Here is a 26,445-nt window from a genome sequence, read left to right as displayed (position 1 = left end):
CCAGAACCGGCAATCGGCATGCGACCGAAGTACGCATCCGGCGTTCGCTGCCTCTGCTCTGCCGCTGCGTCAGTCGCGATTGGCGGGCCGGTTCGACAGGAAGACGTCCCGCGGCCAGGAGATCACCACCACCGCGCCATTGGCGACGCGGCCGCGGCTTGCCCGGTTGGCGAAACTGATCGAGGCGCCCGAGCGTTCGAGCAGCGTCTTGGCGATGAACAGGCCGAGGCCGAGACCGCCGCCGGTATTGCGCTCCGTCGAATCGCGGTCCGACATGTAAGGGTCGCCGATCCGGTCGAGGATTTCGGGCGCAAAGCCCGGCCCGTCGTCCAGCACCTCGATATAGACCTGGCTCTCGCTCCAGCCGGCGCGGATGATCACCTCGCCATCGGCAAAGTCCACCGCGTTCTCGACGATGTTGCCGAGGCCGTAGACGATGCCGGCATTGCGGCGGGCGACCGGCTCGGCGCCGTCGCGCTCGACCGTCTCGACCTTCAGCGCGACACCGAAATTGCGGTGCGGCTCGGCCACCTCGTCGATCAGCGACATCACTGACAGACGTGCCAGATGGGTCTCGCTGGACGAGGACAGGGAGCTGAGCTGGCGCAGGATCGTGCGGCAGCGCTCCGATTGCTCGACCAGCAGATCCACGTCCTCGCGCTGCGGATCGTCGGCCGGCACCGAACGACCCATTTCCTTGGCGACGAGGGCGATGGTGGCGAGCGGCGTGCCGAGCTCATGGGCGGCGGCGGCGGCCAGCCCGTCGAGCGCCGACAGATGCTGCTCGCGCTGCAGGACGAGTTCGGTGGCGCTCAGCGCATCGGCGAGCGCCCGCGATTCCGCCGCCACGCGGTAGATGTAGATCGAGGAGAAGACGAGGGTCGTGACGATCGCGAACCACAGGCCGCCGACATAGGAGATCGGCAGTTCCAGCGACATGCCGTGGGGCCAGGGCACCGGCATGTGGAAGAAGGCCAGCGCCGTCGTGCAGACCACCGCCAGGAGCCCCACCCCCACCGTCGTCAGCGGCGGCTGCGTCGCCGAGGCGATGATCGAGGGCACCACGAGGAACACCGTGAATGGGTTCTCGATGCCGCCGGTGAGGAACAGGAGGCCCGTCGGCTGCAGGATGTCGAAGGTCAGCACGCCGGCCGCCGCCGTCGAGGACAGCCGCCGGCTCGCCGGGAAGCTGATCGACAGATAGATGTTCAGCGCCACAGAGGCGGCGATCAGCGCAAGGCAGGTGCCGATCGGAAACGGCCACCACAGCCCCCAGGCCACGAAGACGCAGGCCGCGGTCTGGCCGGCGACGGAAAGCCAGCGCAGCCGCACCAGCGTCGCCAGGCGCAGCCGCTGGCTCTCGCGCATCATGGTCACGAAGGCCGGCAGGCGGAGGTCGAAACTGGAACGGGTCGCCTGGTCCATGATCGGCTTCAACTATTCTTGAAAGGAAATCGGAGACTTACCGTCTAGCCCGTCATCCGCATCGCCGAAAGTGGTCAAAGCCGCGCGGGGTGTCCGGGCAGCCGGGACCAAGTGCCGCGCCGGTTCCCGTCATGGAACACCCGGCCGTCCTTTGCCCTTTACCGTCCCGAAGCGCCAAGGCGCACAGGATCAAGACGGAAGGGACGCATCATGGCTCTCGCCAATCTCAAGGACATCTATATCGATCAGCTGCAGGACATTCACAGCGCCTGCAACCAGTCCGCCAAGGTCACCCGCGAGCTCGCCGGCGTCGCCACCGACGGCGACCTGAAGAGCGCGCTGGACGCCGGCGTCGCCGGCATCGAGGACGGCATCGCCACGCTGAAGGAGATCATCACCGCCCATGGCGCCGATCCCTCGGGAGAATTCTGCAAGGGCATGGAAGGCCTCGTCAAGGAAGCCCGTTCGCACGGCATCGAGGAGGACATCACCGATCCCGACGCCCGCGATGCGATGATCATCACCCAGTATCAGCGCATGGCCCATTACGCGATCGCCGGCTATGGCTGCCTGGAAGCCTTCGCCAAGCGTCTCGACCTGAAGGATGATGCCCAGAAGCTGCAGAAGTGCCTGGACGCCACCTATCACGGTGACAAGACGATGACGCAGATCGCCACCGGCGGCATCAACAAGGCCGCCGCGTAAGCATCGCGACAGAGCCGGTATCAGGGCCGTCGGCGCATCCGCGCCGGCGGTCTTTTTCGTGCGGCGCTTCAGCCTACAGCACCTGGAAACCGTGCCGGAACGGGTCGCGGTCGTCGATGAAGATCGTGTTGATGCCGGTCAGCCGCGCCCAGCCGGCGATGGACGGCACGATCGCCGACTTGCCACCGATCTCGGCCGCGGCTTCGACCCGGCCGTGGAACAGCGAGCCGATGATGCTCTCGTGGACGAAGTCGTCGCCGGGCGCGAGGCGCCCCTTGGCCGCCCATTGCGCCATGCGCGCCGACGTGCCGGTACCGCAGGGGCTGCGGTCGATCGCCTTGTCGCCATAGAACACCGCATTGCGGGCCGTGGCCCCCTCCATCGTCGGCTCGCCGGCCCACAGCACATGGCGCAGGCCGCGGATCGCCGGGGTCTCCGGGTGCACGAACTCATGGGCGTCGTTCAGCGCCGCGCGTAAGGGGCCGGACAGGGCGACAAGCTGGGAAGCGGTGAAGTCGGCCATGTCGCGGAAGTTCGGCTGCGGATCGACGATGGCGTAGAAATTGCCGCCATAGGCGATGTCGACCGTGAGCGCGCCGAGACCGGGGCAGTCCACCGCGATGCCTTCAGCGTGCAGGAAGGCCGGCACATTGGTCAGCCGGACCTCCTCGACGAAGCCGTTCTCCTTGCGATAGCGGCAGGTGACCACGCCGGCCGGCGTGTCGAGCCGCAGGATCCCGGGCTCCTTCGGCCGGACGAGCCCGTGCTCCAGCGCCATGGTCACCGTGCCGATGGTGCCGTGGCCGCACATGGGCAGGCAGCCGGAGGTCTCGATGTAGAGCACGGCCACGTCGCAATCGTCGCGGGTCGGCGGGTAGAGGATCGCGCCGGACATCATGTCGTGGCCGCGCGGCTCGAACATCAGCCCGGTGCGGATCCAGTCGTATTCGGCCATGAAATGCGCCCGCTTCTCGATCATCGTCGCCCCGTCGAGGAATGGGCCGCCGCCGGCAACGAGGCGGACGGGATTTCCGCAGGTGTGACCGTCGAGGCAGAAGAAGCTGTGGCGTGCCATGTGGATCTCCGGTGGCAGGTCAGGCGAAACGGCGTGGCGAGAACGCCGCGAGATTGATCGGCGCCGGCGTGCCGGTGACGAGATCGGCGAGAATACGCGCCGTCGCCGCCGACTGGGTCAGGCCGAGATGGCCGTGGCCGAAGGCATAGAACACGCGGTCGGTCGTGGACGCGGGACCGATGACCGGGAGCGAGTCCGGCATGGACGGCCGAAACCCCATCCACTGCCGGCCGCCCGTGATGTCGAGTGCGGGCAGGAAGCGTTTCGCCTTCTCCAGCATGGTCGCCGACCGGCGATAGTCCGGCGGGCGGTGCAGGCCGCCGAGCTCGACGGCGCCGCCCACCCGGATGCCGGATGTCAGCCGGCTTACCACGAAGCCGTGGCCGGGAAAGGTCAGTTGCCGCTTCAGGTCGAAGGCGCCCGGCGGCAGGGTGGTGTTGTAGCCCCGCTCGGTCTCCAGCGGCAGGGTGTCGCCGAGGGCGGCTGCCAGCGGCTTCGACCATGCGCCGCCCGCAACGATGGCATGTCGTGCCAGAAGGTCCGACCCGCCCGCCAGCTTCAGGCACACCGCGTCGCGGGCCGGCGCCAGGCCACGCACCTCGGCGTGGACGATCCGCCCGCCCCGCTCGGCGACGCGGTCGGCCAATGCCTTGGCATAATCATAGGGATCGGCGATCGACTGCCATCCGGGCACGAAGGTCCCGTGGGTGAAGCGCGGCGACAGGCCCGGTTGCAATTGCGCGATGCCGGCGGCGTCCAGATGGCGACAGGCGATGCCGGCGGCCTCGCGCGCCTGCCAGGCCTCCAGCGACGCCTCGAACTCGGCGCGGCTTTCGTAGAGTTCCAGCGCACCGTCGGAGCGCAGCATCGCGTCGAGCCCTGCCGCCGCGATCAGCCGGCGGGTCTCGGTGCTCGCCAGTTCCATCATCGCCACCTGGGCGGCGAAGCTGGTCGCGAAGGCGGCGGGCCGGCTGGCGCGCCAGAACCGGAACAGCCACGGCGCAATGGTCGGCAGATAGGCCGGCGGCACGCTCAAGGGACCCAGCGGATCGAGCAGCCAGCGCGGTGCCTTGCGCAGGATGCCTGGCGAGGCCAGCGGCATGACGTCGCTGAACGCGAAGGCCCCGGCATTGCCGAAGCTGGCGCCGTGGGCGACCTCGCCCCGCTCGATCAGGACGACGCTTTGCCCGCGCTCCTGCAGGGCGAAGGCGGCGGTGATGCCGACGATGCCCGCGCCGACGATCGCGACATCCGCGTCGATTGTCCTGCCGTCACTGGTGGACGCCATCGCCTGTCCCCGCCACTGGTTCCTCGCAGCGATGCCGCAAGAACGACCGATGCACAAGGGGCGCGGCGGACGGCCTCCACACGCCGTTCCGTCGGGACGGCGGCGCGACCGTTGTCAGTCCGTGCGGCCGGCCCGGCAGCGGCGATAGGCGGCCTCGCCCTGGTCGAGCGCCCGCTGGCGGGTCAGCGCGCGCACGCCGAACCCGTCCTCCCCGCGATCGATGCGGTTCTCGTAGCTGTTGCCGGCGGTCTGACGGGCATACTGGCGGCAGAAGGCTTCGGAACCGCGGGGGTTCTCATTGGCCGACACCCGCGCGCCGACGATGGGCGAGCCGTTGGGATAGGGGGCGGTGCTGTTGCAGCCGGCAATGCCGGCAAGGACGGCAACCAGAAGAAGGGCGGATCGCATCCTGGATCTCCGAATCAGAGGCAAGCTGGCCGGATAGATGGCGCCGATGGGCCGCCGCGCCAGTGGCCCGGTCCGAAGCCGGACGAGCTGCGACAGGGCGGCCGGGTCGAGGCCGCGAAACCGGTTTGACGGCGCGCCGGAGATCAGGGCATCTGCCGGGGATGGTGTATGACGAGATCGCTCCCCTTGCGCCGCAGATCGCAGCGGCCCGGCTGAGGTCCCTCGGCGGCCTGGCGTTTCTCGACAGCGCCATGCGCCACGAAACGCTGGGGCGCTATTCCTATGTCGCCGCCGCGCCCTTCGCCGCGTTCACGGTGGATGCGGGCGGTGCGATGCTCGATGGGCACCGCCTCGACGGCCCGCCCCTGGCGGCACTCGACGCGGTCCTCGCCGCGCATCGCCAGGAAACGCATCCCGATCTGCCGCCTTTCCAGGGCGGTGCCATCGGCTTCATCGGTTACGAATTCGCCCGGCATCTGGAAACGCTCGCCGCGCCGGCCGATCTCGACCCAGCCAAGCCCAGCCTGCGCTTCGATCTCTACGATACGGTTCTCGCCTTCGACCACGAAGCCGACCGCGCCTTCGTGATCGGCGCGCGCCGGGCCGGCGAAAGCGACGACGCCCCGGCCCGGGCGCGCATCGCCCGCTTCCGGGCCGCGCTGGAGACCGAGGCGCCGGCGCTCGGCACAGGCGCACGGCCGGGCGGCCTCGACTGGCGCTCCAATTTCTTTGCCGACGACTACCGGGCGGCGATCCAGAAGGTGCGCGACTACATCCTGGCCGGCGACATCTACCAGGCCAATGTCGCCCAGACCTTCACCGCCGGGCTCCCCGACGCCTTCGATCCCTTCGCCCTTTATCTGCGGCTGCGCCGGACCAATGCCGCGCCCTTCGGCGCCTATCTGGAGCATGAGGGCCTCGCCATCGCGTCCTCCTCGCCGGAGCGCTTCCTGAAACGCGACGGTGACACGGTGGAAACCCGCCCGATCAAGGGCACGGCGAAGCGCTCCGCTGACCCGGAGGAAGACCGCGCCCTGGCAGAGGCGTTGCTGGCCTCGGAGAAGGACCGGGCCGAGAACGTCATGATCGTCGATCTCCTGCGCAACGACATCTCCCGCGTCTGCACGGCCGAATCCGTGGAGGTGCCGGTGCTGTGCGGCCTCGAAAGCTATGCTTCGGTCCATCACCTCGTTTCGGTGGTGACCGGAACACTTCGGCCGGGCCGGTCCGCCGGCGACCTCATTGCGGCGACCTTTCCGGGCGGCTCGATCACCGGCGCGCCGAAAATCCGGGCCATGGACATCATCACCGAGATCGAGAACACCGCCCGTGGCCCCTATTGCGGCGCCATCGGCTATCTCGGCTTCGACGGGGCGATGGACCTCAACATCGCCATCCGCACCGTCAGCTTCGAGGCCGGCACGGCGCGGCTGTCGGCCGGTGGCGGCATCACCGTCCTGTCGGACCCTGCGGCCGAATACGAGGAGACCTTCACCAAGGCGACCCGCGTCTTCGCGGCCTTCGACGCGGACGACGGGAACGGTGCGAAGGACAATCCGCGATGATCCTCGTCGTCGACAATTACGACAGCTTCGTCTTCAACGTCGCCCGCTATCTCGAACGGCTGGGCGGCGCCATCGAGGTCGTGCGCAACGATGCCGTCACACTGCCGGAGATCGACGCGCTCGCGCCATCGGCGGTGATCATCTCGCCAGGGCCCTGTTCGCCGCGCGAGGCCGGCATCTCGCTCGACCTGGTGCGGCAATTGTCCGGCCGCGTGCCGATCCTCGGCGTCTGCCTCGGCCATCAGGTCATCGGCGAGGCCTTTGGCGGCACCGTGACCCGGGCCCTCAAGCCCATGCACGGCCGCGCCTCGCGGATCGCCCATGACGCGGCGAACCTCTTCGACGGATTGCCACAACCGACCATGGTCGGGCGCTATCATTCGCTGATCGTCGAGGAAACGCCGGCGATGCGCGATCACCTCGCCATCGACGCCCGTTCGGACGAGGGCGAGATCATGGCCCTGTCGCACCACACGCACCCGACCTGGGGCATCCAGTTCCACCCCGAATCCGTTTTGACCGATCGCGGCGAGCGGATCTTCGAGAATTTCCTGTCCCTGGCGGAGCGTTGGCGTGGACGAGATCTGGATTGACGGCGGCTTTGCGCCGGCCCCCGGTGCCGTTGCCGCGAACGACCGCGGCCTGACCCTTGCCGACGGGGTGTTCGACACGTCGCTGGTTCTCGGCGGCAGGGTGTTTCGCCAACAGGCCCATCTCGACCGGCTGATGGCCGCAGCGGCCAGCCTCGCCATTCCGGCGGACCGCGCGGCGCTTGAACTGGCGATGACGGCGCTGGCCGAGCGACGCGGCGACGGGGCGATCCGCCTGACGCTGACCCGCGGCCCCGGCGCACGCGGCCTCGCCTTTCCCGCCGATCCGCAGCCGACGCTGATCGGCACCACGGCGCCGCTCGCCGCCGCGATGATGTTCGCGCCGCTGCGGCTTCAGGTCTCTGATATCCGCCGCAACGAGACCTCGCCGACGGCGCGGGTCAAATCGCTGGCCTATCTCGACAGCGTCCTTGCCAACCATGCCGCAAGGCAGGCCGGCGCCGACGAGGCGCTGTTCCTCAACGGGGCGGCCCGTGTCGCCTGTTCGGCGCTGGCGAATGTCTTCGTCCTGGCGGGGACCGAGATCGTCACGCCGCCACGCGACGACGGCGTCCTCGACGGCATCGTGCGGGGCTGGATCCTCGACAATGCCGGCGCGTTCGGCATGTCGGCGGTCGAAAGGCCCCTGACGCTCCCCGATCTCGCGGCGGGTCAGATCGTCCTCACCAACAGCCTGCGCCTCGTCGCGCCGGCCAGCCTCGATGGGCCGGCGCCGGCCATGCCGGCCCCGATATTGCGCGCGCTGATGGAAGGGCTCTGCGCTGCCATCGCGGAGGAATGCGGCGTCGATCCGCGCGAGCGCGGAGCGGTGCTGCCCGGCTGAACCGAGCCGCCCGCCTCAGCGCTGCGTGGTACCGCCGGCCAGGAGCCAGGCCGGATCGAACCAGGTATCGGCCTCGCCGTCATAGGGCAGCGTGTTGATGTCCCAGTGGCGCACATAGCGCGCATAGACGTCCCAGACCGCCGGGCCGCCGCCGATATAGACCACCCGCTCGCCGAAGCTCTCCAGTACCGTCTGGGGATCGTCGGCCGAGCGGATTTCCACGATGGTGCGGTCCTTGCGGGCGAAGTCCGGGAAGGAGGCAACGGTCTTCGGCCCGGCGATCAGCACATGACCGCGGGTGATCTCGAAAAAGCGCTCGACATCCTCGGTGTAGACGCGCTCGGGACGCCCCTCCCACGGCATGCCGCCATCGAGGCCGAGTTGTCCGCTCCGGCCGATCGCGCAGATGACCCTGACGTCGGGCATGCGTCCCGCTCCTCTGTGCCGCACGTCGACCGACGACGCGCTCCGGTTGTGGACTGATGCCCGATTCGGCGTGGCGAGACCATTGTTCACCGGGAACCGATCGCGGAATTTCTCGTTCGAGAAACACCGCGGACCCCGCGTCAGCAACGTTCGGGCCGTGCCGGCCGCCCGTCGCGCGCCACGAACTGCCAGCCTTGCGGATACTATGTATGGCTGTCTTTTTCGTGCGAAGAATATAGCAGTTTAAGGACCGGCCCTCGGCTAACGGTTAACCGGGATCATGGATACGAACACACAGACAACAGCATCGGTCCACACCGATCCTTCGACGATGATGACGCCGGTGATCGTGCCGTCGCTCCTGTCGATCGCCAAGTCCACCCGGGCCTTTCTCGCCCTGCTTCTTGCCGATATCGGACTGCACCCCGGCCAGGACCAGCTCCTCGACCGTCTCGATCCCCTTGCCCCGGTCAGCGTGTCGGCGCTGGCCGAACAGCTTTCGGTGCGACCCTCGACGGTGTCCAAGATGCTGGACCGGTTGATCGAGAAGGGGCTCGTCGCCCGCTCGGCCAACAGTGCCGATGCGCGCCGCACGATGGTGCAGCTGACCCCGGATGGCGAGCGGGTGCAGGCGACCGTACGGAACGTCTGGCAGCGGCTCGAGATCGACCTCGCCCAGTCCCTGACGCAGGACGAGTTGCAGGTGCTGCAGAGTTCCTTGACGCGCACCGGCGATATCCTCACCCAGAAGCTGCGACGCCTGCGCTAGGCGCGCGGCTGCCACGCGGGCGCTCGATTGACGCGCGCCCCGGCACTGCCTATTCCGCGATCGCCGGCTTGCGGCAGCGGAGGGGACAATGCCGATGAGCGAGTTCGTGACGATTGCCGGCGGCGGCCTCAGCGCCGAGATCGCGACAGCCGGCGCAGCGGTCCGGGCCGTTCACCTCGACGGATTTGCCCATTCGCTGGTCGTCGGCGCCGCCGACCCCGAGCATTACACCGCCGGCAACCGCGAATATCTCGGCGCCACCATCGGCCGCTTCGCCAATCGGATCGGCGAAGGTCGCTTCACCATTGACGGCCGGGGCTCCCAGCTTGCCCGCAACGACCCGCCCAATCATCTGCATGGCGGTCCGAAGGGCTTCTCGACGCGCATCTGGACCATCGTCGAGCGCGCCCCGGACGCGCTGACCCTGAGCCTCGTGTCGGCCGATGGCGACGAGGGCTATCCCGGGACCGTCGACATCACCGCCCGCTTCGCGATCCTGCCGGACCAGACGCTGTCGGTGAGCTACGAGGCGACCAGCGATCGCCCGACCCCGGTGAATCTGACGACGCATTTCTACTTCAATCTCGACGGCAGCGACGACATTCGCGGCCACCGGCTGACGCTGACGGCGGATCGCTATCTGCCGATCGACGCCGCGGCGCTTCCAACCGGGGCGATTGCACCGGTGGCGGACACACCGTTCGACTTCGGCGCGGGCCGGCTGGTGGGCGAGGCCCCCGATCCGCTCGACCACAATTTCTGCCTGGCCGATGCGCCGGAGGCCGCGCCGCGCCTTGCCGCCCGGCTCGCGGGCGCGGCGAGCGGCATCACCCTGGCGCTCTCTACCACCGAGCCCGGCCTGCAGGTCTATGACGGCGCCAAGCTGGATGGCTCGATCATGGGCCATGGCGGGGTGCCGATCGGCAGCCGCTCGGCCCTGGCGCTGGAGCCGCAGGGCTGGCCGGATTCGCCCAATCGGCCCGAGTTTCCCCAGACGATCCTGCGGCCGAGCGAGACCTATCGCCATCACAGCCTCTACCGTTTTTCCGCCGGCTGACACACGCCCTGCCCTCGTCAGGAAGCGTTCATCATCCGGGCCTACAAGCCTGTGCGCGGCGGCTATGTAATCGCCGCAATTGTGCCTATGCTCACGCCTTCGTGTCTGTTCTCAAACTCACAAGCAGCCCGTGAATCACAAGAGTTTTGCGTCCCGCCGTACCGCGCTGAAGACAGGTGTGGCCCTCACCCTCGCAGCGCTTCTGCCCCGTCCGGGCTTTGCCCAGGAGACGGAGGCTCCCACGCCGCCGGCCCGCCAGCCGGCAACCGTCGGCGCGCCCGATGCGCCGTTCACCTTCGATGAGCTGGCCGCGCGCATGCAGCAGCGCGCCGGGGAATCCTACAGCGCGCCGGCCAACGAGCTGCCGCAGGAAATCCTCGACCTCAATTACGACGAGCACCGGGCGATCCGCTTCCGGCCGGACCACGCCCTGTGGCGCGCCGAGCCGGTGGAGTTCCACCTGCAGGCCTTCTATCCAGGCTGGGTGTTCAAGGAGACAACCAAGGTCTTCGTCGGGCAGAATGGCGTCTACAATCGCCACGATTTCGCGCCGTCGGACTTCGAATACCGGCCGCCGCTGGATCCCTCGAAATTCCAGGACCTGCCGCTGGACGGCGTCGCCGGGTTCCGGATCCATGCGCCGATCGAACGGCCGGACTATTTCGACGAGCTGGTGACCTTCCTGGGCGCGAGCTATTTCCGCGCGCTGGGCACCGGCACCCGCTACGGGCTGTCGGCGCGCGGCCTCGCCATCAACACGGCGACCAGCGAGACCGAGGAATTCCCGCGTTTCAGCGCCTTCTACATCGACGCGCCGAAGCCGGGCGATTCGCGCATCCGGCTGATGGCGGAGCTCGACAGCCCGAGCCTCACCGGCGCCTATTCCTTCCTGATCACGCCGGGCCCGCAGACCACCATCGACGTGACCACCCGGCTGTTCTTCCGCACCGACGTCAACCGCGTCGGCATCGCGCCGCTGACATCCATGTACACTTTCGGCGAGAACGACCGCTTCGGTCGCGACGACTTCCGCCCCGAGGTCCATGACAGCGACGGCCTGTGCATTCGCCGGGCCGATGGCGAGAAGCTGTGGCGGCCGCTGAAGAACCCCGAAAACCTGGCGATGTCCTATTTCCAGGAGACCAGTCCGCGCGGCTTCGGCCTCCTGCAGCGCGATCGCGACTTCTCCCATTACGAGGACATCGAGGCCCGGTACGAACTGCGGCCGTCGCTGATGATCGAGCCGCTGGGCGACTGGGGCAAGGGTACCGTCGAGCTCGTCGAGATCCCGACGGATTCGGAAGCCAACGACAACATCGTCGCCTTCTGGGTGCCCGAGGCCAAGGCCGAAGCCGGCGGCGCGATGGAGTTCAGCTACCGGATGCACTGGGGCCTCGACGTCGAGCCCGAGGACAACCAGGCCAAGGTCACCGGCACCTTCATCGGCGTCGGCGGCAACGCGGCGGATGCCGACCTGTCGACCCATCGCATCGCCATCAATTTCGAGGGCGGCAGCATTGCCAAGCTGCCCGCTGATGCCCAGATCGAGCCCCTGATCGACGTGCCGGACAACACCCGGCTGATCCATTCGGGAATCGCGCGGCTGCCCAATGGCGGCTGGCGCGTCGCCCTGGAACTCGAGAAGACCGATTCACAGCCTGCTGAACTTCGCGTGAAACTTTCGATGCTGCAGCGCATTGTCAGTGAGACGTGGCTCTATCAATGGACGAACAGGACATGACCGTTTTTGCAACGGAAGACCGCCGCTCCATGCAGGAGACCAATGCCGGCCGGCTGATCGGCCGGGCCGATCTGGACGACGATGTCGTACTGGACGCCGTGCGCACGCGCCTTGCCGCGAGCGGACGCGCCGACGATGCCGAACGCGTGCTGGCCGCTGCCATGCAGGGCGATGCGGCGTCGCTGGCCTTCGTGCGCACGGTCGCCGTCCCGCCGCCCGTGGCGCGGCTGACAATGCCGATCCAGCCGCTGACTGGCCGGCCGCTGCGCTTCCCGACGATCTCGCTCGGCCGCCTTTCCGCCGACCGCAATTGATCACCATGCCTGAACGGCCCGGTGTGATCCGGGCCGTGGCACCATCTCACCGACGGACACCGCGTTGATCACGGCTCAGCGTCTTCTCTTCGCCCTGGCCTCCGTCGTGCTGGCGGCGATCGCAGCTTCGCTGTTCTTCATCGTCGTGACGGTGAACGGGGTGACCTATCTGCACATCGTGCAGATCAGCCTGCTCGTGCTGTGCTGCCTCTGGCTCGCCTGGGGCTTCAACATGGCGCTGGCCGGCATCATGTCGTCCGGCGCGCCGCCGCGCCGCCGGGCGCTGCCCGGCCATGTCAGCCGCACCGCCATCCTTGTTCCCGTCTACAACGAGGACGCGGAGGCTGTGCTGGCGCGCGTCGGTGCCATGTATGAGGGCCTGCGCAGCATCGGCGGGCTCGATGCCTTCGACTTCTACATCCTCAGCGATTCCACCCGGGCCGAGAACGTCGCCGCCGAACGGCGCGGCGTCGATATGCTGCTATCCGAACTCGGCGCGGCCGGCCGCCTCTACTACCGCAACCGCGAGAAGAATGTCGGCCGCAAGGCCGGCAACATCGCCGACTTCGTCACCACCAGCGGCGGCGCCTACGACTACATGCTGGTGCTCGACGCCGACAGCCTGATGCGGCCGGAGACCATGGTGGAGATGGCCGCCCGGATGGATGGCGACCCCGAACTCGGCCTGTTGCAGACCCAGCCGCTGATCATCGGCCGGCGCACCCTGTTCGGCCGTGCGCTACAGTTTTCCGCAGCCCTGTTCTCGCCGGTCTTCTCGCGCGGCATCGCGGTGCTGCAGGGCCGCGAGGGGCCGTTCTGGGGCCACAACGCCATCCTGCGCGTGCGTGCCTTCGCGGCGTCATGCGGCCTGCCCGACCTGCACGGCCGTCCGCCCTTCGGCGGCCATATCCTTAGCCATGATTCCGTCGAGGCGGCGCTCTTGGCGCGGGCCGGCTACAAGGTGCAGGTCGATCCGGACCTCGAAGGCTCCTACGAGGAAGCCCCGGCCAACATCATCGAATATGCCAAGCGCGACCGCCGCTGGTGCCAGGGCAATCTGCAGCACGGCAAGCTCCTCGCCGCGCCGGGGCTGAAGCTGTGGAGCCGTGTCTCCCTCGCCAGCGGGATCATGGCCTATGCCGCCTCGCCGATCTGGCTGATGTTCCTGATCGTCAGCCTGCTCGACCCGATCCTGGCGCCGGAGCCGAACTATTTCCCGGCCGATTCCCTGTTCCCGGTGTTCCCGCGGCCCGAGACCGGCAAGGCGCTGCTCCTGCTCTTCGGCATCTTCGTGCTGCTGCTTCTGCCCAAGACGCTGATCGCGGTCGGCAGCGCCTTCACCGCCCGGCGCCGGCGGTTCGGCGGGACGCTCGCTGTGCTGGCCGGCGCGACGGCGGAGCTGGTGATGACCAGCATCCTCGCCCCGGTGATGATGATGTTCCAGTCGAAGGCCGTGGCCGAGATCCTGATCGGCGCCGATGCCGGCTGGCCCTCGACCGAGCGCGCTGACGGCAGCCTGCCGCTCGACGCCGCCTTCAAGGCGAGCTGGTGGATGGTGCTGGCCGGCGGCCTCGTGCTCTTCGCCACGATCAACTACGCCCCGAACCTCGTCCTGTGGACCCTGCCGATCGCGCTGCCGCTCGTCGCGGCCCCGGTCCTGATCAGCGCCACCGGCAATCCGGCGCTGGGCGACTGGGTGCGTCGCCAGCGCCTGTTCGAGACCCCCTTCGAGTCCGATCCCGAGCCGGTGATCCGCAGCTATGCCCTCTGGCAGGAGCGGCTGGCCCGTCTTTCGGCCGGCGGCGACCTTGAGAAAGCCACAGTGTCGGTGGCACCGGTGCTGCCCGATCCCGCATGAGGCTGCCCCCGAGACGATGACCGCTGTCACCCGTACTGCCTTGAAGTCACCCCGCGATTACCGGGTGGACTTCTGGCGCGGCATCGCGCTCGCGATGATCTTCGTCAACCACATCCCGGGCAATGTCTGGGAGAACTTCACCTCCCGCAATTTCGGCTTCTCCGACGCGGCCGAACTGTTCGTCTTTCTGGCGGGCTTCGCCTCGGCCTATGCCTATGCCCCGCTGTTCCTGGCGGGCGAACGGGTCGCGGCGACGCTGAAGGCGTGGCGCCGGGCGGGCGTGCTCTACCTCGTCCACATCACCCTGACCGTGGCTGCCATCGGCATCTTCTCCTGGGCGGCGCTGGCGCTCGGCTATGGCGACATGATGCGCACGATCGGGCTGCGCTCCTTCATCACCATGCCGATGGAGACGATGATCGGCGTTGCCGGCCTCGGCCACCAGCTCGGCTATGTGAACATCCTGCCGATGTATTGCGTGCTCCTGCTGATGCTGCCGCTGCATCTGGCGCTGGCGCAGATCAGCCGCGGCGCGATGCTCGCCGGCGCCGTCCTGATGTGGATCGTGGCCTATGTCTGGGCGATTGACGTGCCGGCCTTCCCGCTGCCCGGCGGCTGGTTCTTCAATCCGTTCTCCTGGCAGCTGATCTTCGCCGTCGGCCTTTATTGCGGCCTGAACCGCCGCGAGACCGGTGTCGCCGTGCCGTACCGGCCGTGGCTCTACGCGCTGGCGCTCGCCTATGCGCTGCTGGCCTTCCTGACCATCCGCTTCGGCCTGTGGTGGATCTGGGGCCAGAGCCCGCTGCCGGTGCTGATCACCGGCTTCGACAAGACCTATGTCAGCCTGACCCGGCTCCTGCACGTGATGGCGATCTGCTACCTCTTCGCCAATGCCGCGGCGACCTCGCCCTTCGCCAACATCTCGCGCGACAACATCTTCACCATGCTGGGGCGCCATTCGCTGCCGGTCTTCGCCGTCGGCACCGTTCTGTCACTGTGCGGCCAGGTGCTGAAGCATGGTTCGGAACCGTCGATCTGGTTCGACACGCCCATGGTGCTGGCCGGTCTCGCGATCCTCTTCGGCCTCGCGCGCTATCTCGACTGGTGGCGCGTTGCCCAGAAGGTCACGGTGCGCAGCAGCGAGGCGGCCGCCGAGAGCGCACGCGGCGCCATGGCCACGCCGGACGAGCCGCTGACGCCGATCCTCAAGACACGCCGCCCGGTCTGACAGTCTTTCCCGACATGCGAAAACGGGCGCCGATGGCGCCCGTTCTGCATTCTGTCGTCTGGATCGGTCCTTACCGCATGACCGGCATGGCGAACTCGGCACCGTCCTTGATGCCCGACGGCCAGCGGCTCGTGACCGTCTTGGTGCGGGTGTAGAAGCGGAAGGCGTCCGGGCCGTGCTGGTTGAGGTCGCCGAAGCCCGAGGCCTTCCAGCCGCCGAAGGTGTAGTAGGCCAGCGGCACCGGGATCGGCACGTTGACGCCAACCATGCCGATATTGATGCGGCTGGCGAAGTCGCGGGCGGCGTCGCCGTCACGGGTGTAGATCGAGACGCCATTGCCGTATTCGTGGCTCATCGGCAGGTCGATCGCTTCCTCATAGTCCTTGGCGCGCACCACCGACAGGACCGGGCCGAAGATCTCGGTCTTGTAGATGTCCATGTCCTTGGTGACGTCGTCGAACAGGCAGGCGCCGACGAAGAAGCCGTTCTCGTAGCCCTGCATCTTGAAGCCGCGGCCGTCGACGGCAAGCTTGGCGCCCTCCTCGACACCCCGGTCGATGAGTCCCAGCACGCGCTGCTGCGCCTCGCGGGTGACCAGCGGTCCCATGTCGACGTCGTCGCCGGCCGTATAGGGCGCGATCTTCAGCGCCTCGACCCGCGGGATCAGCTTCTCCATCAGGCGGTCGGCGGTCTCCTTGCCGACCGGAACGGCCACGGACACGGCCATGCAGCGCTCGCCGGCCGCGCCGTAGCCGGCACCGATCAGGGCGTCGGCCGCCTTGTCGATGTCGGCGTCCGGCATGATGATCATGTGGTTCTTGGCGCCGCCGAAACACTGGACGCGCTTGCCGTTCGCGCAACCGCGCGAATAGATGTACTGGGCGATCGGCGTCGAGCCGACGAAGCCGATGGCCTGGATGTCCGGATCGTCGAGGATCGCGTCCACCGCGCCCTTGTCGCCGTTGACAACGTTGAGGATGCCTTCCGGCAGGCCGGCCTCAATCATCAGCTCGGCCAGCATGATCGGCACCGACGGGTCACGCTCGGACGGCTTCAGGATGAAGGCGTTGCCGGCGGCGATCGCCGGGGCGAACTTCCACATCGGGATCATCGCCGGGAAGTTGAACGGCGTGATGCCGGCCACGACGCCCAGCGCCTGGCGGATCGAATAGAGGTCGATGCCGGGGCCGGCACCCTCGCTGAACTCGCCCTTCAGGAGATGCGGCGCGCCGATGCAGAACTCGGCGACCTCCAGGCCGCGCTGCACGTCGCCCTTGGCGTCGGGAATGGTCTTGCCGTGCTCGCGCGACAGCACCTCGGCCAGCTTGTCCATGTCGCGGTTCAGAAGCTCGACGAACTTCATCATCACGCGGGCGCGGCGCTGCGGGTTGGTCGCCGCCCAGGCCGGCTGCGCCGCCTTGGCATTCGCGACCGCCGCGGTCAGCTCGTCGGCGCTTGCCAGCGCGACCTGGGCCTGGACCTCGCCGGTAGCCGGATTGAAGACGTCGGCCGTGCGGCCGCTCGTGCCGGCGACGCGCTTGCCGCCGATGAAATGTCCGATCTGTTCCATCCGGTTTCCTCCTGTTGCGGGTATTGCCCTCAGTCTTCGCGCAGGCGGCAGTGAAAGCCAATCCTTCGCTTTGCGCATCCGTTGTGCGTAGATTGAAGTCCTGGGCGCGGATTGGAGAGGAACGGACGTGAACTGGGACGATGTCAGGCTGTTTCTCGCGGTGGCGCGGGCCGGCCAGATCCTGGCAGCCGCGCGGCGGCTGGAACTCAATCACGCGACCGTTGGCCGGCGGCTGACGGCGCTCGAAACGGCCCTCGGCGCCCGGCTTCTCGACCGGCGTCCGAATGGCTGCGAGCTGACGCCCACCGGCCGCGACTTCCTCGAACAGGCCGAGCGCATGGAAGCGGTCATGCTGGCGGCGCGTGCCGATATCGGCGCCACCGAACTGGCGCTTTCCGGCACCGTGCGGGTGGGAACGCCCGACGGTTTCGGCACGGCGTTCCTCGCCCCCCGCCTCTGGCGGCTGACCGAACGCCATCCCGACCTCACCGTCCAGCTCGTGCCGGTGCCGCGCGCCTTCTCGATCTCGCGCCGCGAAGCCGACATCGCGATCACCGTCGCCCGCCCCGAGGCCGGGCGGCTCGTCGCCGGCAAGCTCACCGACTATGCGCTCGGTCTCTATGCCTCACGCGGCTACATCGCTGCCCATGGCGCCCCGGCCTCGCTGGCCGAGCTCGGCCGGCACCGTCTCGTCGGCGCGGTGGAGGACCTCCTCTACAGCCCACGGCTCGCCTACCACACCGACATCGTCGCCCACTGGCCGGCGCATTACGAGGTGTCGAGCGCGATCGGCCAGACCGAGGCCGTGGCGGCCGGCGCCGGGATCGGCATCCTGCACGGCTTCATGGCCGCCGACCGCCCCCAGCTCACGCGCATCCTGCCGGAGGAGACGATCCATCGCAGCTACTGGCTGGTCTATCACGAGAGCGTCCGCGACATCCGGCGGATCGCCGCCGTCGCCGACTTCATCCGCGACTGTGTCAGCGCCGAGCGGGCCGCCTTCGCCGCCGGCTGACAGAGCCATCGTCCCCGAGGGTTCGACGCGACGGCCGAGGGTCTTATGTGACCTTGGACCAGCGGACGCACGTCCGGGTCATCGCGAGCACCCGGACGGACACTTGATCGCCGTCAATCCTTCGGCCGCCGCGCCATGCGCATATCGGTCGGAGCCCGAACGCGAAGGAGACCGCCATGTATGCCAGGATCATGATCCCCGTGGACCTCACCCATGTCGACAAGCTCGACAAGGCGCTGAAGACGGCCGCCGGTCTCGCCAGCCTCTACAATATCCCCGTGCACTATGTCGGCGTGACCTCCAACGCGCCGTCCGGCGTCGCCCATACGCCGGAGGAATATGCCGGCAAGCTGGAGGCCTTCGCGGCGGGCCAGGCCCGCGACCACGGCGTCGAGCAGACGTCGAAGGCCTATGTCCGCCACGATCCGAGCGTCGAGCTGGGCCGCACCCTTCTGGACGCGATCGACGAATGCGGCGCGGATCTCGTGGTCATGGCCTCGCATGTTCCGGGGCTGCCGGACCATCTCTTCACATCCCATGCGGGCCATCTGGCCACGCACACCTCCGCATCCGTCTTCGTGGTGCGCTGACCGGGGCGACCTGGGCGCCGCATCCGCTGCAAGCCGCCGCCGCAGTTTTGTGCAGTGGCCGCGCGTCGCACCGCCGATGCCGACACGTTCAGGGAAGAGTTCCGGGCGCCGGCCGGCACGACGGCCATCGCGCCTGACCACCTGTCATTACTGTCAATTTTACATTTCCTTCACGGAAGGGAGGGCAAAGTCCGGCCGTCTTAGTTTCAGCGTCGTGATCGGTTTGCCGATCCAAACGGCCGGATATCGGCGACAGGTGTTTCCTTGGCCGCATTTGGGCAGAACTTTCTCGTCGACCATTCCCTTGGTTTCGTCGCGACGGCACTCGTCGTCTGCGCCATCATGGCCGCGATCGTCCTGACCATTCTCGACCGCGCCAGTTCGGTCGAAGGCGGCCGGCGCTACAAATGGATGGCGGTGAGCGCCGCGGTCGCCGGCCTCGGCGTCTGGACGACCCATTTCGTGGCGATGCTCGGCTTCCGGCCCGACGTCATTCTCGGCTACGATCCCATGGTCACGATCGTGTCGGTGTTCGTCGGCATCCTGTTCGTCGGCCTGCCCCTGGCGGCGACCGTCCTCGTGCATTCGCGGGCCGCCCGGATGGCGCTCGGCGCAATCGCCGGCCTCGGGGTCGGTGCCATGCACTTCACCGGCATGAGCGCGTTGCAGGGGTGCCTCGCCGCCTACGATCCACTGGTCACGCTGATCTCGCTCTTCGCCGGCGCCGGGTTCTTTGCCGCGGCGATGTCGATGCCGCCCCGTGGCAAGCAGCGCCTCGCCGTCGCCACGCTGATGGTGCTGGGCGTCTGCTTCCTGCATTTCATCGCGATTGCGGGCCTGACCCTCAGCGCCGCCCCGGCCGCCGAGGTCTGGATCGTCGAACCGGTGACGCTGTCGGCCTTCGTCGCGCTCGCTGCGCTGATGATCTTCATCACCGCCTTCATCCTGGCCGTGAACGGCGAGAAGCTGGACGCCTCCTCGCGGGCGGCGGCAGCTGACGCGGCGGAGCATCTGCGCGTCCTGTCGGCGGCGCTCCAGAACATGTCGAACGGCCTCGTCATGGTCGGGCCGGACGGGATCATCACGTTGCACAACGAGCGCGCCTACGAGCTGCTCGGCATCGGCCCGAACGAATTGCGCTCAGGGCTGGCCCTGTCGTCCTTCCTCGACAATTTCGGCCACAAGGCGGGCTGGGACGCCGCGCGGATCGACCGAGTGATCGACAACCACACCGTCTGGATGCGCCGCTCCACCATCACCCGGGTCGAACACCACCTCGCCGACGGCCGGGTCATCGGGGTGGCCTGCTGCCCGATGGCCGACGGCGGCGCGATCCTGACCTATGACGACATGACAGAGGCCCGGCAGGTCCAGGCCACGATCACGCACATGGCCTATCACGATGCGCTGACCGGACTGCCGAACCGCCGCAGCTTCCAGGACGAGCTGAAGGCGCGCTTCGATTCGGCCAAGCCGACCACCATCGTGATGATCGACCTCGATCGCTTCAAGGCGGTCAACGACACGCTCGGCCATCCGGTCGGCGACGCGCTGCTCATCCAGGTCGCGGACCGGCTGCGGGCCTGCTGCGATCCGAACGATCTGATCTTCCGCCTCGGTGGCGACGAGCTGGCGATCCTGCCGGGCGACGACGAACACAGCGATACGCTGGCGCGCCGCGTGGTCGAGGGCTTCGAGCGCCCCTTCACGGCCGACAAGCACCGCATCAGCATCGGCTGCAGCGTCGGCCTCGCCACGGCCGACGACGTGGACGACCCGGACCTGGTCGTCCGTCAGGCGGATCTTGCCCTCTACAAGGCCAAGAAGAACGGCCGCAACCGCATCGAGCGCTACGAAAGCGGCATGATGGAGGATGCGGTCAAGCGCCGGGACCTGGAAATGGACATGGTCCGGGCGCTGAAGGAGGGCCAGTTCTCGCTGAATTATCAGCCGCTGTTCAACCTGCCGACGCGCGAACTCGTCGGCTTCGAAGCGCTGATCCGCTGGACCCATCCGACCCTCGGCCTGATCTCGCCCGTCGACTTCATCCCCTTGGCCGAGGAGACCGGGCTGATCACCGAGATCGGCGAATGGGTGCTGAACGAAGCCTGCCGCGAGGCCAGTCGCTGGCCCGGCGAACTCTACGTGTCCGTCAACGTCTCCCCGGTCCAGCTGCACAAGACCGACATGCTGCGGCAGGTGACGAGGGCGCTGGCCGAGCACGGCCTGACGGCGCAGCGCCTGGAGCTGGAGCTGACCGAGACGGCCATGGTCGACGACGGCCGCCGGATCAATGCGACCCTGACCGCCCTGCGCAGCCTCGGCGTGCGCATCGCGATGGACGATTTCGGCACCGGCTATTCGTCGCTGGCGCATCTGCGCGAATTCGATCTCGACCGGATCAAGATCGACCGCAGCTTCATCGATTCCGCGCCCGACGATGTCAGTTCGCTGGCGGTGCTGCGGGCCGTCACCATGATGGCGAAAGACCTGTCGATCGCCACCACCGGCGAAGGCGTGGAAAGCGAGGAGCAGCTGGCCCGCCTGCTCGACCTCGGCTGCGGAACGGCCCAGGGCTATCTCCTCGGCCGCCCCATGACGGCCGAGGCCGCCCGGGCTCTCATGCAAACCAGCGACGCCATACAACAGGCCGTCGCCGGGATCGGCCCCGGCGAGCTGGCGCGCGCCTAGACCCGGTTCGAGACCGCCGCCTGCTCGAAGGTCGCCATGCCGGAATGGCATTCCGCCGCCGCCTTGACGATGCCGGCGGCCAGCGCCGCCCCGGTGCCCTCTCCGAGCCGCATGCCGAGGGCGAGCAGCGGCACCTTGTTCATGGTCTCCAGCGCCCGGATATGTCCCGGCTCGGCCGAGACATGGCCGAACAGGCAATGATCGAGGGCCTGCGGGTCCATGGCGTGGAGCACCGCCGCCGCCGCCGTCGAGACGAAACCGTCGACGATCACCGGCACCTTCTGCATGCGCGCGGCGAGGATCGCACCGGCCATCGCAGCGATCTCGCGTCCGCCGAGGCGCCGCAGCACCTCCAGCGGATCCGACAGATGCCCCGCGTGGCATGCCAGGGCCCGGGCCACGACCTCGGCCTTCTTTTCCACCCCGGCCGAATCCTGTCCCGCGCCGGGGCCGACCCAATCGCGCGGTTCGCCGCCGAACAGCGCCGTGAAGATCGCCGCCGCGACGGTGGTGTTGCCGATGCCCATCTCGCCGATGCACAGGAGGTCGGGCTCGCCGGCCAGCACCTCCATGCCGAAGGCCATGGTGGCGGCGCAGGTGCGCTCGTCCATCGCCGCCTCTTCGGTGATGTCCTTCGTCGGCACTTCCAGCGCCAGGTCGAAGACCTTCAGGCCGAGATCGTAGGCCGCGCAGATCTGGTTGATCGCCGCGCCGCCGGCCGCGAAGTTCGACACCATCTGGGCCGTCACCTCGGGCGGGAAGGGCGACACGCCCTGCCGGGTGACGCCGTGATTGCCGGCAAAGACCGCGACCAGCGGGCGCCGCACCGCCGGCTGGCGCCCCTGCCAGGCGGCCAGCCACTCCGACAGCTCCTCCATGCGGCCGAGCGCGCCGGCCGGCTTGGTCAATTGCGCCTCGCGCTCGCGCTTGGCGTTCACCGCAGCCACGTCGGGGCCGGGCATACGGCGCACCAGATCGCGAATGTCGTCGAAGGGCAGTCCGGTGGTGGACATGGAGCGAATCCTCTAGGTTCCGGAACGTTGACGGCGCGCGGCGCCGCTCGGGAATGGAAAGCGTTGCCGCCGCAATGGCGCAGCCGCGCGCGGGGAGCAAGGGCCGCCATGGAGCGATATGTCGCCGCGACGCTGCGCAGCCTCGCTTTCCTCACCCGCATGCCGCCGGTCCCATGGGCCTTCACCGGCCATCATCCCCTCGGCGACGACACCCACGCCTTTCCCGTGGCGGGCGTCATCGCCGCGCTGCCGGCGGCTGTGGTTCTGATGCTTGCCGCCGCGCTCGGCCTGTCGCCGCTGGTCGCCGCAACGCTCGCCGTCGCCGCGCTGGTGTTCACCACCGGCGCCCTGCACGAGGACGGGCTGGGCGACGTGGCCGACGGGCTCGGCGGCCATCACGAGCGCGAACGCGCACTGGCGATCATGAAGGACAGCCGGGTCGGCAGCTATGGCGCGCTGGCTCTCGTCCTGTCGGTTGTCCTGCGCATCGCCCTCTTCGCCGAACTCGCCGGCACCTACGGAGCCCCCAGCGCGGCGCTGGCGCTCGTCGCCGTCGCGGCGGTCAGTCGCGGCGCCATGGCCTGGCTGTGGTCGTCGCTCGTCTCGGCCGATCCCGGCGGCCTCGCCGACCGCGTCGGCCGCCCCGACACCCGCACCGGCCGGCTGTCGCTCGTGATTGGCACGATCCTCTATCTGGGCGGCGGTCTCATCGCCTGTGGCATCGGGACGACACTGGCCGGCTACGTCTTCGGGGCGTTGACCCTTTTCGGCTTCCGTCGTTTCATCACACGCCGGCTCGGCGGCCAGACCGGCGATTGCCTCGGCGCCGCGCAGCAGCTCGTCGAGCTTTCGGCGCTGACGGGCCTTGCGATCTCCATCGGCTGACAGGCTCACAGGCCAAGGGTCCAGGCTGCGAGCGCGAGGATCGCTGCGATCGACAGGAGAAGATTGGCCATCCCGCCGAACAGGCCGATCGCCGCCGCGATGTCCGTCACATTTGCGGCGCGCCGTCCCGCCGGATTGAGCATCGGCGCATCGACCACGAGTTCGCCGTAGCTTCGCGGGCCGCCCAGCGACAGATCGAGGGAAGCCGCGACCGCCGCCTCGGGCCAGCCGGCATTGGGCGAGCGATGCCGCGGCGCGTCGCGCCGGGCAATCGCCATGACCGATCCGACGAGAGACAGGCTGCGGGCATGAAATGCGGCGACAAGGGCGAAGAGCAGCGCCGTGAGCCGCGCCGCCGGCCAGTTCATGGCGTCGTCGAGCTTCGCCGAGGCGAAACCGAAGGCGCGGTAGCGGGCATTCATGTGGCCGATCATCGAATCGGCACTGTTGACCGCCTTGTAGGCCAGCAGCCCCGGCAGGCCGAAGACCAGATACCAGAGGAACGGCGCCACCACCCCGTCCGAGGCGTTTTCGGCAAGACTTTCGATGGCCGCCCGGCAGACGCCGGCCTCGTCGAGCGCATCGGGATCGCGGCCGACGATCATCGCCACCGCCCGCCGACCTCCGGCGAGCCCCTCCCCCTCCAGCGCGTCGGCGACGGCGCGCACATGGTCGACAAGGCTCTTCTGGGCGAGAAACACCGCCAGAACGAGGATTTCCAGCACCCAGCCGAGCGGACCCGCCATGGCGAAGACGCGTGACAGAGCGAAGCCGATCGCGGCCGCTCCGACGACGAGGATCGCAGCGGCGACAAAGCCGTTCCGTCGCCGGCGGGCCTGGGAATAGCCCTCGCGGTTGAGCCTCGCATCCAGCGCATCGACGGCCTTGCCGAACAGCACCACCGGATGCGGCAGACGGCGCCAGAGCCAATCCGGGTCGCCCACCAGCCGGTCCAGCCCCGTCCCGGCAAGAAGCAGGGCGAAATGCAGGCTCATGGCGCGCCGTCGATTTCGGCGAGCGCCGCGCGCAACGCCGTTTCGAGACGCGCGGCCTCTGCTCCATCCGCCGGATTGCCGAAGCGTAGCCAGTCGCCGGGCGTCTGGAACGGACGGGTGAGAATGCGGCGCCGACAGAGTGCAGCAAAGAGATCGTGGGCGCGCGGATGCGCGACGGTGGCGAACAGGCCGGTGCCGCCCACCAGGGGCAGGCCGACGGCGCCGAGCGTGGCCCTCAGGAGCCCTTGCTGCCGCAGGATGCCGGCCCGCGTCTCTGCCACCAGTGCGTCATCGCCCAGCAGCGCCGCGCCGATGGCAAGCGCCGGTCCGGAGACGGCCCAGGTGCCGAGCCTCTCCCCGAGCTGCGCTTCCAGGGTCGGCGTCGTCAGGGCGAAACCGAGGCGCAGCCCCGCCAGACCGAAGAACTTGCCAAAGGAGCGATAGACAAGCAGCCCGTCGCGACCCGTGCAGGGCGCGAGCGAGCGGGCCCCATCGACATCGGCAAAGGCTTCGTCGACGATCAGAAGGCCGTCCCGCGCCGCCAGCCGATCGGCGAGGACAAGTAGCTCCGCCGGCTCGAAGACACGGCCATCGGGATTGTTCGGGTTCACGACCACCACGATCCGCGCCTCGACCGACACCGCCTCCAGCCCCGCGAAGCGGGTGACCCGGTGGCCAGCGGCGGCGAAGGTCAGGGCGTGCTCGGAATAGGTCGGCGCGAGGATCGCGACATCCGTCGGCGCGAAGAGATGCGGAAGCGCCGCAATCAGCGCCTGCGTCCCTGGGGCGGCGACGACGCCGGCCATGTCGGGCGCGCCGTAGCAGCGTCGCGCCGCCGCCAACGCGGCGCGCTCGAGCCCGGCCTCGGGGAGCCGCTGCCAGAGCTCCGGATCGAGTTCCGGCAGGCGGGGCGGCGTCGGATTGATGCCGGTCGACAGGTCGAGCCAGTCGGCCCGCGCGCCGCCATGGCGTGCGATCGCTGCATCCAGTGCCCCGCCATGCTGGAGCGCCTTCGGATCAGGCGACGCCATCACGCCTCCCCGTCGATGAGATGAAGGAAGGAGCCGAAGACGCTTCCCCGCCGCAGGCCGTAATCGCCCAGTGCCTCGCCGCGCGCATCCTCGGCGGTGAACAGCGGGTCGCCCGGCCCTTCCGAGACGATGGCCGTGTAGTGAAACTCATGCGCCCGCAGCGGTCCGGCCCAGGGACCCGGGCCGCACGGCGTCAGGCGCCGATAGCCGAGATGCAGCCGGCGCTCGCGAAAGCTCGTGCGCAGCGGCAGGAGGCCGAGCATCGGATGGGTGTCGCCCTCCGCATCGGTCAGCGCCTCGCCCAGCACCATGTAGCCGCCGCACTCGCCATAGATCGCAACGCCCCTTGCCGCCGCCGCCGCCAGCAGGGCCGCCTTGAAGCGGCCGGCCCCGGCGATCTGTCCGGCATGGAGCTCCGGATAACCGCCCGGCAGATAGATCGCGTCGGCCCGGTCGTCGGGCGCCTCGTCGGCCAGCGGCGAGAAGAAGGACAGCGCGGCCCCGGCCCGGCGCCAGCTATCCAAGAGATGCGGATAGGCAAAGGCGAAGGCCGCGTCGCGGGCGATCGCCATATGGCGGCCGAGCGGGGCGAGCGGTGTCGCCGCAACAAGGCTGCGCTCCGGATCGTCGCCGCCGGCCAGAGCGGCAAGGGCCGGCACGTCGCAACCGGCTTCGATCCAGTCGGAGGCCCGGTCGAGAAACGCGTCGAGATCGGCGTGCTCGCCCGCCTGCACCAGCCCCAGATGGCGCTCGGGCAGGGCAAGATCGTCCTGTCGCGGCAGCACGCCCAGCACCGGAATGCGAAGCGGTGCCAGCGCCTCGGTCAGCAGCGCGGCATGACGCGGCGAGCCGACACGGTTGAGGATCAGGCCCGCGATCCGGATATCCCCGCGATGGCTGGCGAAGCCCCGCACCAGCGCCGCCACCGAATGGGACTGGCGGGCGCAATCGACGACCAGCACGATCTTCAGGTCGAGCCCTGCGGCGAGATCGGCGGCCGAACCACTGCCGTCGGCCGCGCCATCGAAGAGGCCCATCATCGCCTCGACGACAAGACCGCCCGTCGCGCGGGCCTCTGCTGCCAGTCCGGCGAGCAGCGCCGGCCGCATCGCCCAGGGGTCGAGATTGACGCAGGGCGCGCCGCTGGCGGCGGCATGGAAGGCGGGGTCGATATAGTCCGGCCCGGCCTTGGCCGATCCGACCGAGATGGCGCGGCGCCGCAGTGCTCGCAGGAGCCCGAGGGTCACGCTGGTCTTGCCGGCGCCCGAATGGGGCGCGGCGATCATCAGTCCGCTCATCGCCCGGCCCCCGGCCCCGCATCGGCAACCGGACGCTTTCCGCCGGCCCCCGCCCCGCCTATAA

The 26,445-nt window shown here is 68.8% G+C and carries 24 protein-coding genes; 14 read left to right on the top strand and 10 right to left on the bottom strand.

Annotated features, from left to right (window positions below):
- Window positions 1–69 precede the first annotated feature (69 nt).
- A complete protein-coding gene (locus tag J3367_RS07305) occupies window positions 70–1,425 on the bottom strand; it encodes an ActS/PrrB/RegB family redox-sensitive histidine kinase (RefSeq protein ID WP_024349446.1) in 1,356 nt (451 codons plus the stop codon).
- A gap of 210 nt (window positions 1,426–1,635) precedes the next feature.
- Here J3367_RS07305 and J3367_RS07300 point away from each other — a divergent pair, with 210 nt between their 5' ends.
- Window positions 1,636–2,130, top strand: a complete 495-nt coding sequence (locus J3367_RS07300; protein WP_024349445.1) for a ferritin-like domain-containing protein — start codon at window positions 1,636–1,638, stop codon at window positions 2,128–2,130.
- Window positions 2,131–2,203: 73 nt separating this feature from the next.
- Here the strand turns inward: J3367_RS07300 and J3367_RS07295 are convergent, their stop codons facing one another.
- The 3 genes from J3367_RS07295 to J3367_RS07285 form a co-directional block, all read right to left on the bottom strand.
- Window positions 2,204–3,205 (bottom strand): 4-hydroxyproline epimerase, encoded by a 1,002-nt coding sequence (locus J3367_RS07295; RefSeq protein ID WP_024349444.1) that lies wholly within the window; start codon window positions 3,203–3,205, stop codon window positions 2,204–2,206.
- A 19-nt stretch (window positions 3,206–3,224) separates the two neighbouring features.
- Window positions 3,225–4,493, bottom strand: a complete 1,269-nt coding sequence (locus tag J3367_RS07290) for an NAD(P)/FAD-dependent oxidoreductase (protein ID WP_024349443.1) — start codon at window positions 4,491–4,493, stop codon at window positions 3,225–3,227.
- A gap of 114 nt (window positions 4,494–4,607) precedes the next feature.
- Entirely contained in the window at window positions 4,608–4,901 is a 294-nt protein-coding gene (locus J3367_RS07285) for a hypothetical protein (protein WP_024349442.1), read from the bottom strand.
- A gap of 161 nt (window positions 4,902–5,062) precedes the next feature.
- Here J3367_RS07285 and pabB point away from each other — a divergent pair, with 161 nt between their 5' ends.
- From pabB to J3367_RS07270, 3 genes are read left to right on the top strand one after another with little or no spacing between them, the layout of a single operon-like run.
- On the top strand, window positions 5,063–6,466 hold the full coding sequence (gene pabB, locus J3367_RS07280; protein WP_024349441.1) for an aminodeoxychorismate synthase component I: 1,404 nt from the start codon (window positions 5,063–5,065) through the stop codon (window positions 6,464–6,466).
- Window positions 6,463–7,059 carry an anthranilate synthase component II gene (locus J3367_RS07275; protein ID WP_024349440.1) on the top strand — a complete coding sequence of 199 codons (597 nt, stop codon included), beginning with the start codon at window positions 6,463–6,465 and terminating at the stop codon, window positions 7,057–7,059. Before pabB ends, J3367_RS07275 begins: the two co-directional genes overlap by 4 nt.
- Window positions 7,040–7,900 carry an aminotransferase class IV gene (locus tag J3367_RS07270; protein WP_024349439.1) on the top strand — a complete coding sequence of 287 codons (861 nt, stop codon included), beginning with the start codon at window positions 7,040–7,042 and terminating at the stop codon, window positions 7,898–7,900. Before J3367_RS07275 ends, J3367_RS07270 begins: the two co-directional genes overlap by 20 nt.
- A gap of 15 nt (window positions 7,901–7,915) precedes the next feature.
- Here the strand turns inward: J3367_RS07270 and J3367_RS07265 are convergent, their stop codons facing one another.
- A complete protein-coding gene (locus J3367_RS07265) occupies window positions 7,916–8,326 on the bottom strand; it encodes a dihydrofolate reductase (protein ID WP_024349438.1) in 411 nt (136 codons plus the stop codon).
- A gap of 280 nt (window positions 8,327–8,606) precedes the next feature.
- Between J3367_RS07265 and J3367_RS07260 the strand changes: the two genes are divergently transcribed.
- From J3367_RS07260 to J3367_RS07235, 6 genes are all read left to right on the top strand, one after another.
- On the top strand, window positions 8,607–9,095 hold the full coding sequence (locus tag J3367_RS07260; protein WP_029702777.1) for a MarR family winged helix-turn-helix transcriptional regulator: 489 nt from the start codon (window positions 8,607–8,609) through the stop codon (window positions 9,093–9,095).
- Between the two features lie 94 nt (window positions 9,096–9,189).
- Window positions 9,190–10,152, top strand: coding sequence for an aldose epimerase family protein (locus tag J3367_RS07255; RefSeq protein ID WP_162142648.1), 963 nt, complete (start codon window positions 9,190–9,192; stop codon window positions 10,150–10,152).
- Window positions 10,153–10,330: 178 nt separating this feature from the next.
- Entirely contained in the window at window positions 10,331–11,893 is a 1,563-nt protein-coding gene (locus tag J3367_RS07250; RefSeq protein ID WP_024349435.1) for a glucan biosynthesis protein, read from the top strand.
- On the top strand, window positions 11,890–12,207 hold the full coding sequence (locus J3367_RS07245) for a hypothetical protein (RefSeq protein ID WP_024349434.1): 318 nt from the start codon (window positions 11,890–11,892) through the stop codon (window positions 12,205–12,207). The genes J3367_RS07250 and J3367_RS07245 overlap by 4 nt, the downstream gene beginning before the upstream one ends.
- Before the next feature lie 64 nt (window positions 12,208–12,271).
- Complete coding sequence (gene mdoH, locus J3367_RS07240; protein WP_421460580.1) at window positions 12,272–14,065, top strand: glucans biosynthesis glucosyltransferase MdoH; 1,794 nt, start codon at window positions 12,272–12,274, stop codon at window positions 14,063–14,065.
- Window positions 14,066–14,105: 40 nt separating this feature from the next.
- Window positions 14,106–15,293: an OpgC family protein gene (locus tag J3367_RS07235; RefSeq protein ID WP_230788957.1), complete on the top strand. Its 1,188-nt coding sequence runs from the start codon at window positions 14,106–14,108 to the stop codon at window positions 15,291–15,293.
- A gap of 70 nt (window positions 15,294–15,363) precedes the next feature.
- Here the strand turns inward: J3367_RS07235 and J3367_RS07230 are convergent, their stop codons facing one another.
- Window positions 15,364–16,863, bottom strand: a complete 1,500-nt coding sequence (locus tag J3367_RS07230) for a CoA-acylating methylmalonate-semialdehyde dehydrogenase (protein ID WP_024349431.1) — start codon at window positions 16,861–16,863, stop codon at window positions 15,364–15,366.
- Window positions 16,864–16,990: 127 nt separating this feature from the next.
- Here J3367_RS07230 and J3367_RS07225 point away from each other — a divergent pair, with 127 nt between their 5' ends.
- The 3 genes from J3367_RS07225 (at window position 16,991) to J3367_RS07215 (ending at window position 21,159) form a co-directional block, all read left to right on the top strand.
- Window positions 16,991–17,878, top strand: a complete 888-nt coding sequence (locus J3367_RS07225; RefSeq protein ID WP_024349430.1) for a LysR family transcriptional regulator — start codon at window positions 16,991–16,993, stop codon at window positions 17,876–17,878.
- 176 nt (window positions 17,879–18,054) lie between these two features.
- Window positions 18,055–18,468: a universal stress protein gene (locus tag J3367_RS07220; RefSeq protein WP_024349429.1), complete on the top strand. Its 414-nt coding sequence runs from the start codon at window positions 18,055–18,057 to the stop codon at window positions 18,466–18,468.
- A gap of 264 nt (window positions 18,469–18,732) precedes the next feature.
- The gene (locus J3367_RS07215; protein WP_024349428.1) at window positions 18,733–21,159 is read left to right on the top strand and encodes an EAL domain-containing protein; all 2,427 of its coding nucleotides are present in this window, start codon (window positions 18,733–18,735) and stop codon (window positions 21,157–21,159) included.
- Here J3367_RS07215 and cobT read toward each other — a convergent pair.
- Window positions 21,156–22,172: a nicotinate-nucleotide--dimethylbenzimidazole phosphoribosyltransferase gene (gene cobT / locus J3367_RS07210; protein ID WP_024349427.1), complete on the bottom strand. Its 1,017-nt coding sequence runs from the start codon at window positions 22,170–22,172 to the stop codon at window positions 21,156–21,158. The genes J3367_RS07215 and cobT overlap by 4 nt on opposite strands.
- A gap of 108 nt (window positions 22,173–22,280) precedes the next feature.
- Between cobT and J3367_RS07205 the strand changes: the two genes are divergently transcribed.
- Entirely contained in the window at window positions 22,281–23,057 is a 777-nt protein-coding gene (locus J3367_RS07205) for an adenosylcobinamide-GDP ribazoletransferase (RefSeq protein WP_024349426.1), read from the top strand.
- Window positions 23,058–23,062: 5 nt separating this feature from the next.
- On the opposite strand, the gene cbiB is transcribed toward J3367_RS07205, so the two are convergent.
- The 3 genes from cbiB to J3367_RS07190 are packed head-to-tail and all read right to left on the bottom strand — an operon-like array spanning window position 23,063 to window position 26,381.
- Window positions 23,063–24,052, bottom strand: a complete 990-nt coding sequence (cbiB, locus tag J3367_RS07200; RefSeq protein WP_421460577.1) for an adenosylcobinamide-phosphate synthase CbiB — start codon at window positions 24,050–24,052, stop codon at window positions 23,063–23,065.
- Window positions 24,049–25,083: a threonine-phosphate decarboxylase CobD gene (gene cobD, locus J3367_RS07195; RefSeq protein WP_029702771.1), complete on the bottom strand. Its 1,035-nt coding sequence runs from the start codon at window positions 25,081–25,083 to the stop codon at window positions 24,049–24,051. Before cobD ends, cbiB begins: the two co-directional genes overlap by 4 nt.
- A complete protein-coding gene (locus J3367_RS07190) occupies window positions 25,083–26,381 on the bottom strand; it encodes a cobyrinate a,c-diamide synthase (RefSeq protein WP_024349423.1) in 1,299 nt (432 codons plus the stop codon). Before J3367_RS07190 ends, cobD begins: the two co-directional genes overlap by 1 nt.
- Window positions 26,382–26,445 lie beyond the last annotated feature (64 nt).

The sequence above is a fragment of the Aurantimonas sp. NFXS3 genome (assembly GCF_049132005.1).
Classification (GTDB): domain Bacteria; phylum Pseudomonadota; class Alphaproteobacteria; order Rhizobiales; family Rhizobiaceae; genus Aurantimonas; species Aurantimonas coralicida.
The sequence above is the reverse complement of the archived record's forward strand: the minus strand, read 5'-3'. Positions and strand labels throughout refer to the sequence as shown.

Excerpts from the sequence above, each read along its gene's own strand:
- J3367_RS07290 (WP_024349443.1), bottom strand. The coding sequence starts at position 4,493 with ATGGCGTCCACCAGTGACGGCAGGACAATCGACGCGGATGTCGCGATC.
- J3367_RS07190 (WP_024349423.1), bottom strand. The coding sequence starts at position 26,381 with ATGAGCGGACTGATGATCGCCGCGCCCCATTCGGGCGCCGGCAAGACC.
- cbiB (WP_421460577.1), bottom strand. The coding sequence starts at position 24,052 with ATGAGCCTGCATTTCGCCCTGCTTCTTGCCGGGACGGGGCTGGACCGG.
- J3367_RS07220 (WP_024349429.1), top strand. The coding sequence starts at position 18,055 with ATGTATGCCAGGATCATGATCCCCGTGGACCTCACCCATGTCGACAAG.
- J3367_RS07275 (WP_024349440.1), top strand. The coding sequence starts at position 6,463 with ATGATCCTCGTCGTCGACAATTACGACAGCTTCGTCTTCAACGTCGCC.
- J3367_RS07285 (WP_024349442.1), bottom strand. The coding sequence starts at position 4,901 with ATGCGATCCGCCCTTCTTCTGGTTGCCGTCCTTGCCGGCATTGCCGGC.
- J3367_RS07295 (WP_024349444.1), bottom strand. The coding sequence starts at position 3,205 with ATGGCACGCCACAGCTTCTTCTGCCTCGACGGTCACACCTGCGGAAAT.
- J3367_RS07230 (WP_024349431.1), bottom strand. The coding sequence starts at position 16,863 with ATGGAACAGATCGGACATTTCATCGGCGGCAAGCGCGTCGCCGGCACG.
- cobD (WP_029702771.1), bottom strand. The coding sequence starts at position 25,083 with ATGGCGTCGCCTGATCCGAAGGCGCTCCAGCATGGCGGGGCACTGGAT.
- J3367_RS07205 (WP_024349426.1), top strand. The coding sequence starts at position 22,281 with ATGGAGCGATATGTCGCCGCGACGCTGCGCAGCCTCGCTTTCCTCACC.
- J3367_RS07255 (WP_162142648.1), top strand. The coding sequence starts at position 9,190 with ATGAGCGAGTTCGTGACGATTGCCGGCGGCGGCCTCAGCGCCGAGATC.
- J3367_RS07260 (WP_029702777.1), top strand. The coding sequence starts at position 8,607 with ATGGATACGAACACACAGACAACAGCATCGGTCCACACCGATCCTTCG.
- cobT (WP_024349427.1), bottom strand. The coding sequence starts at position 22,172 with ATGTCCACCACCGGACTGCCCTTCGACGACATTCGCGATCTGGTGCGC.
- J3367_RS07305 (WP_024349446.1), bottom strand. The coding sequence starts at position 1,425 with ATGGACCAGGCGACCCGTTCCAGTTTCGACCTCCGCCTGCCGGCCTTC.
- J3367_RS07300 (WP_024349445.1), top strand. The coding sequence starts at position 1,636 with ATGGCTCTCGCCAATCTCAAGGACATCTATATCGATCAGCTGCAGGAC.
- J3367_RS07265 (WP_024349438.1), bottom strand. The coding sequence starts at position 8,326 with ATGCCCGACGTCAGGGTCATCTGCGCGATCGGCCGGAGCGGACAACTC.
- J3367_RS07245 (WP_024349434.1), top strand. The coding sequence starts at position 11,890 with ATGACCGTTTTTGCAACGGAAGACCGCCGCTCCATGCAGGAGACCAAT.
- pabB (WP_024349441.1), top strand. The coding sequence starts at position 5,063 with ATGGTGTATGACGAGATCGCTCCCCTTGCGCCGCAGATCGCAGCGGCC.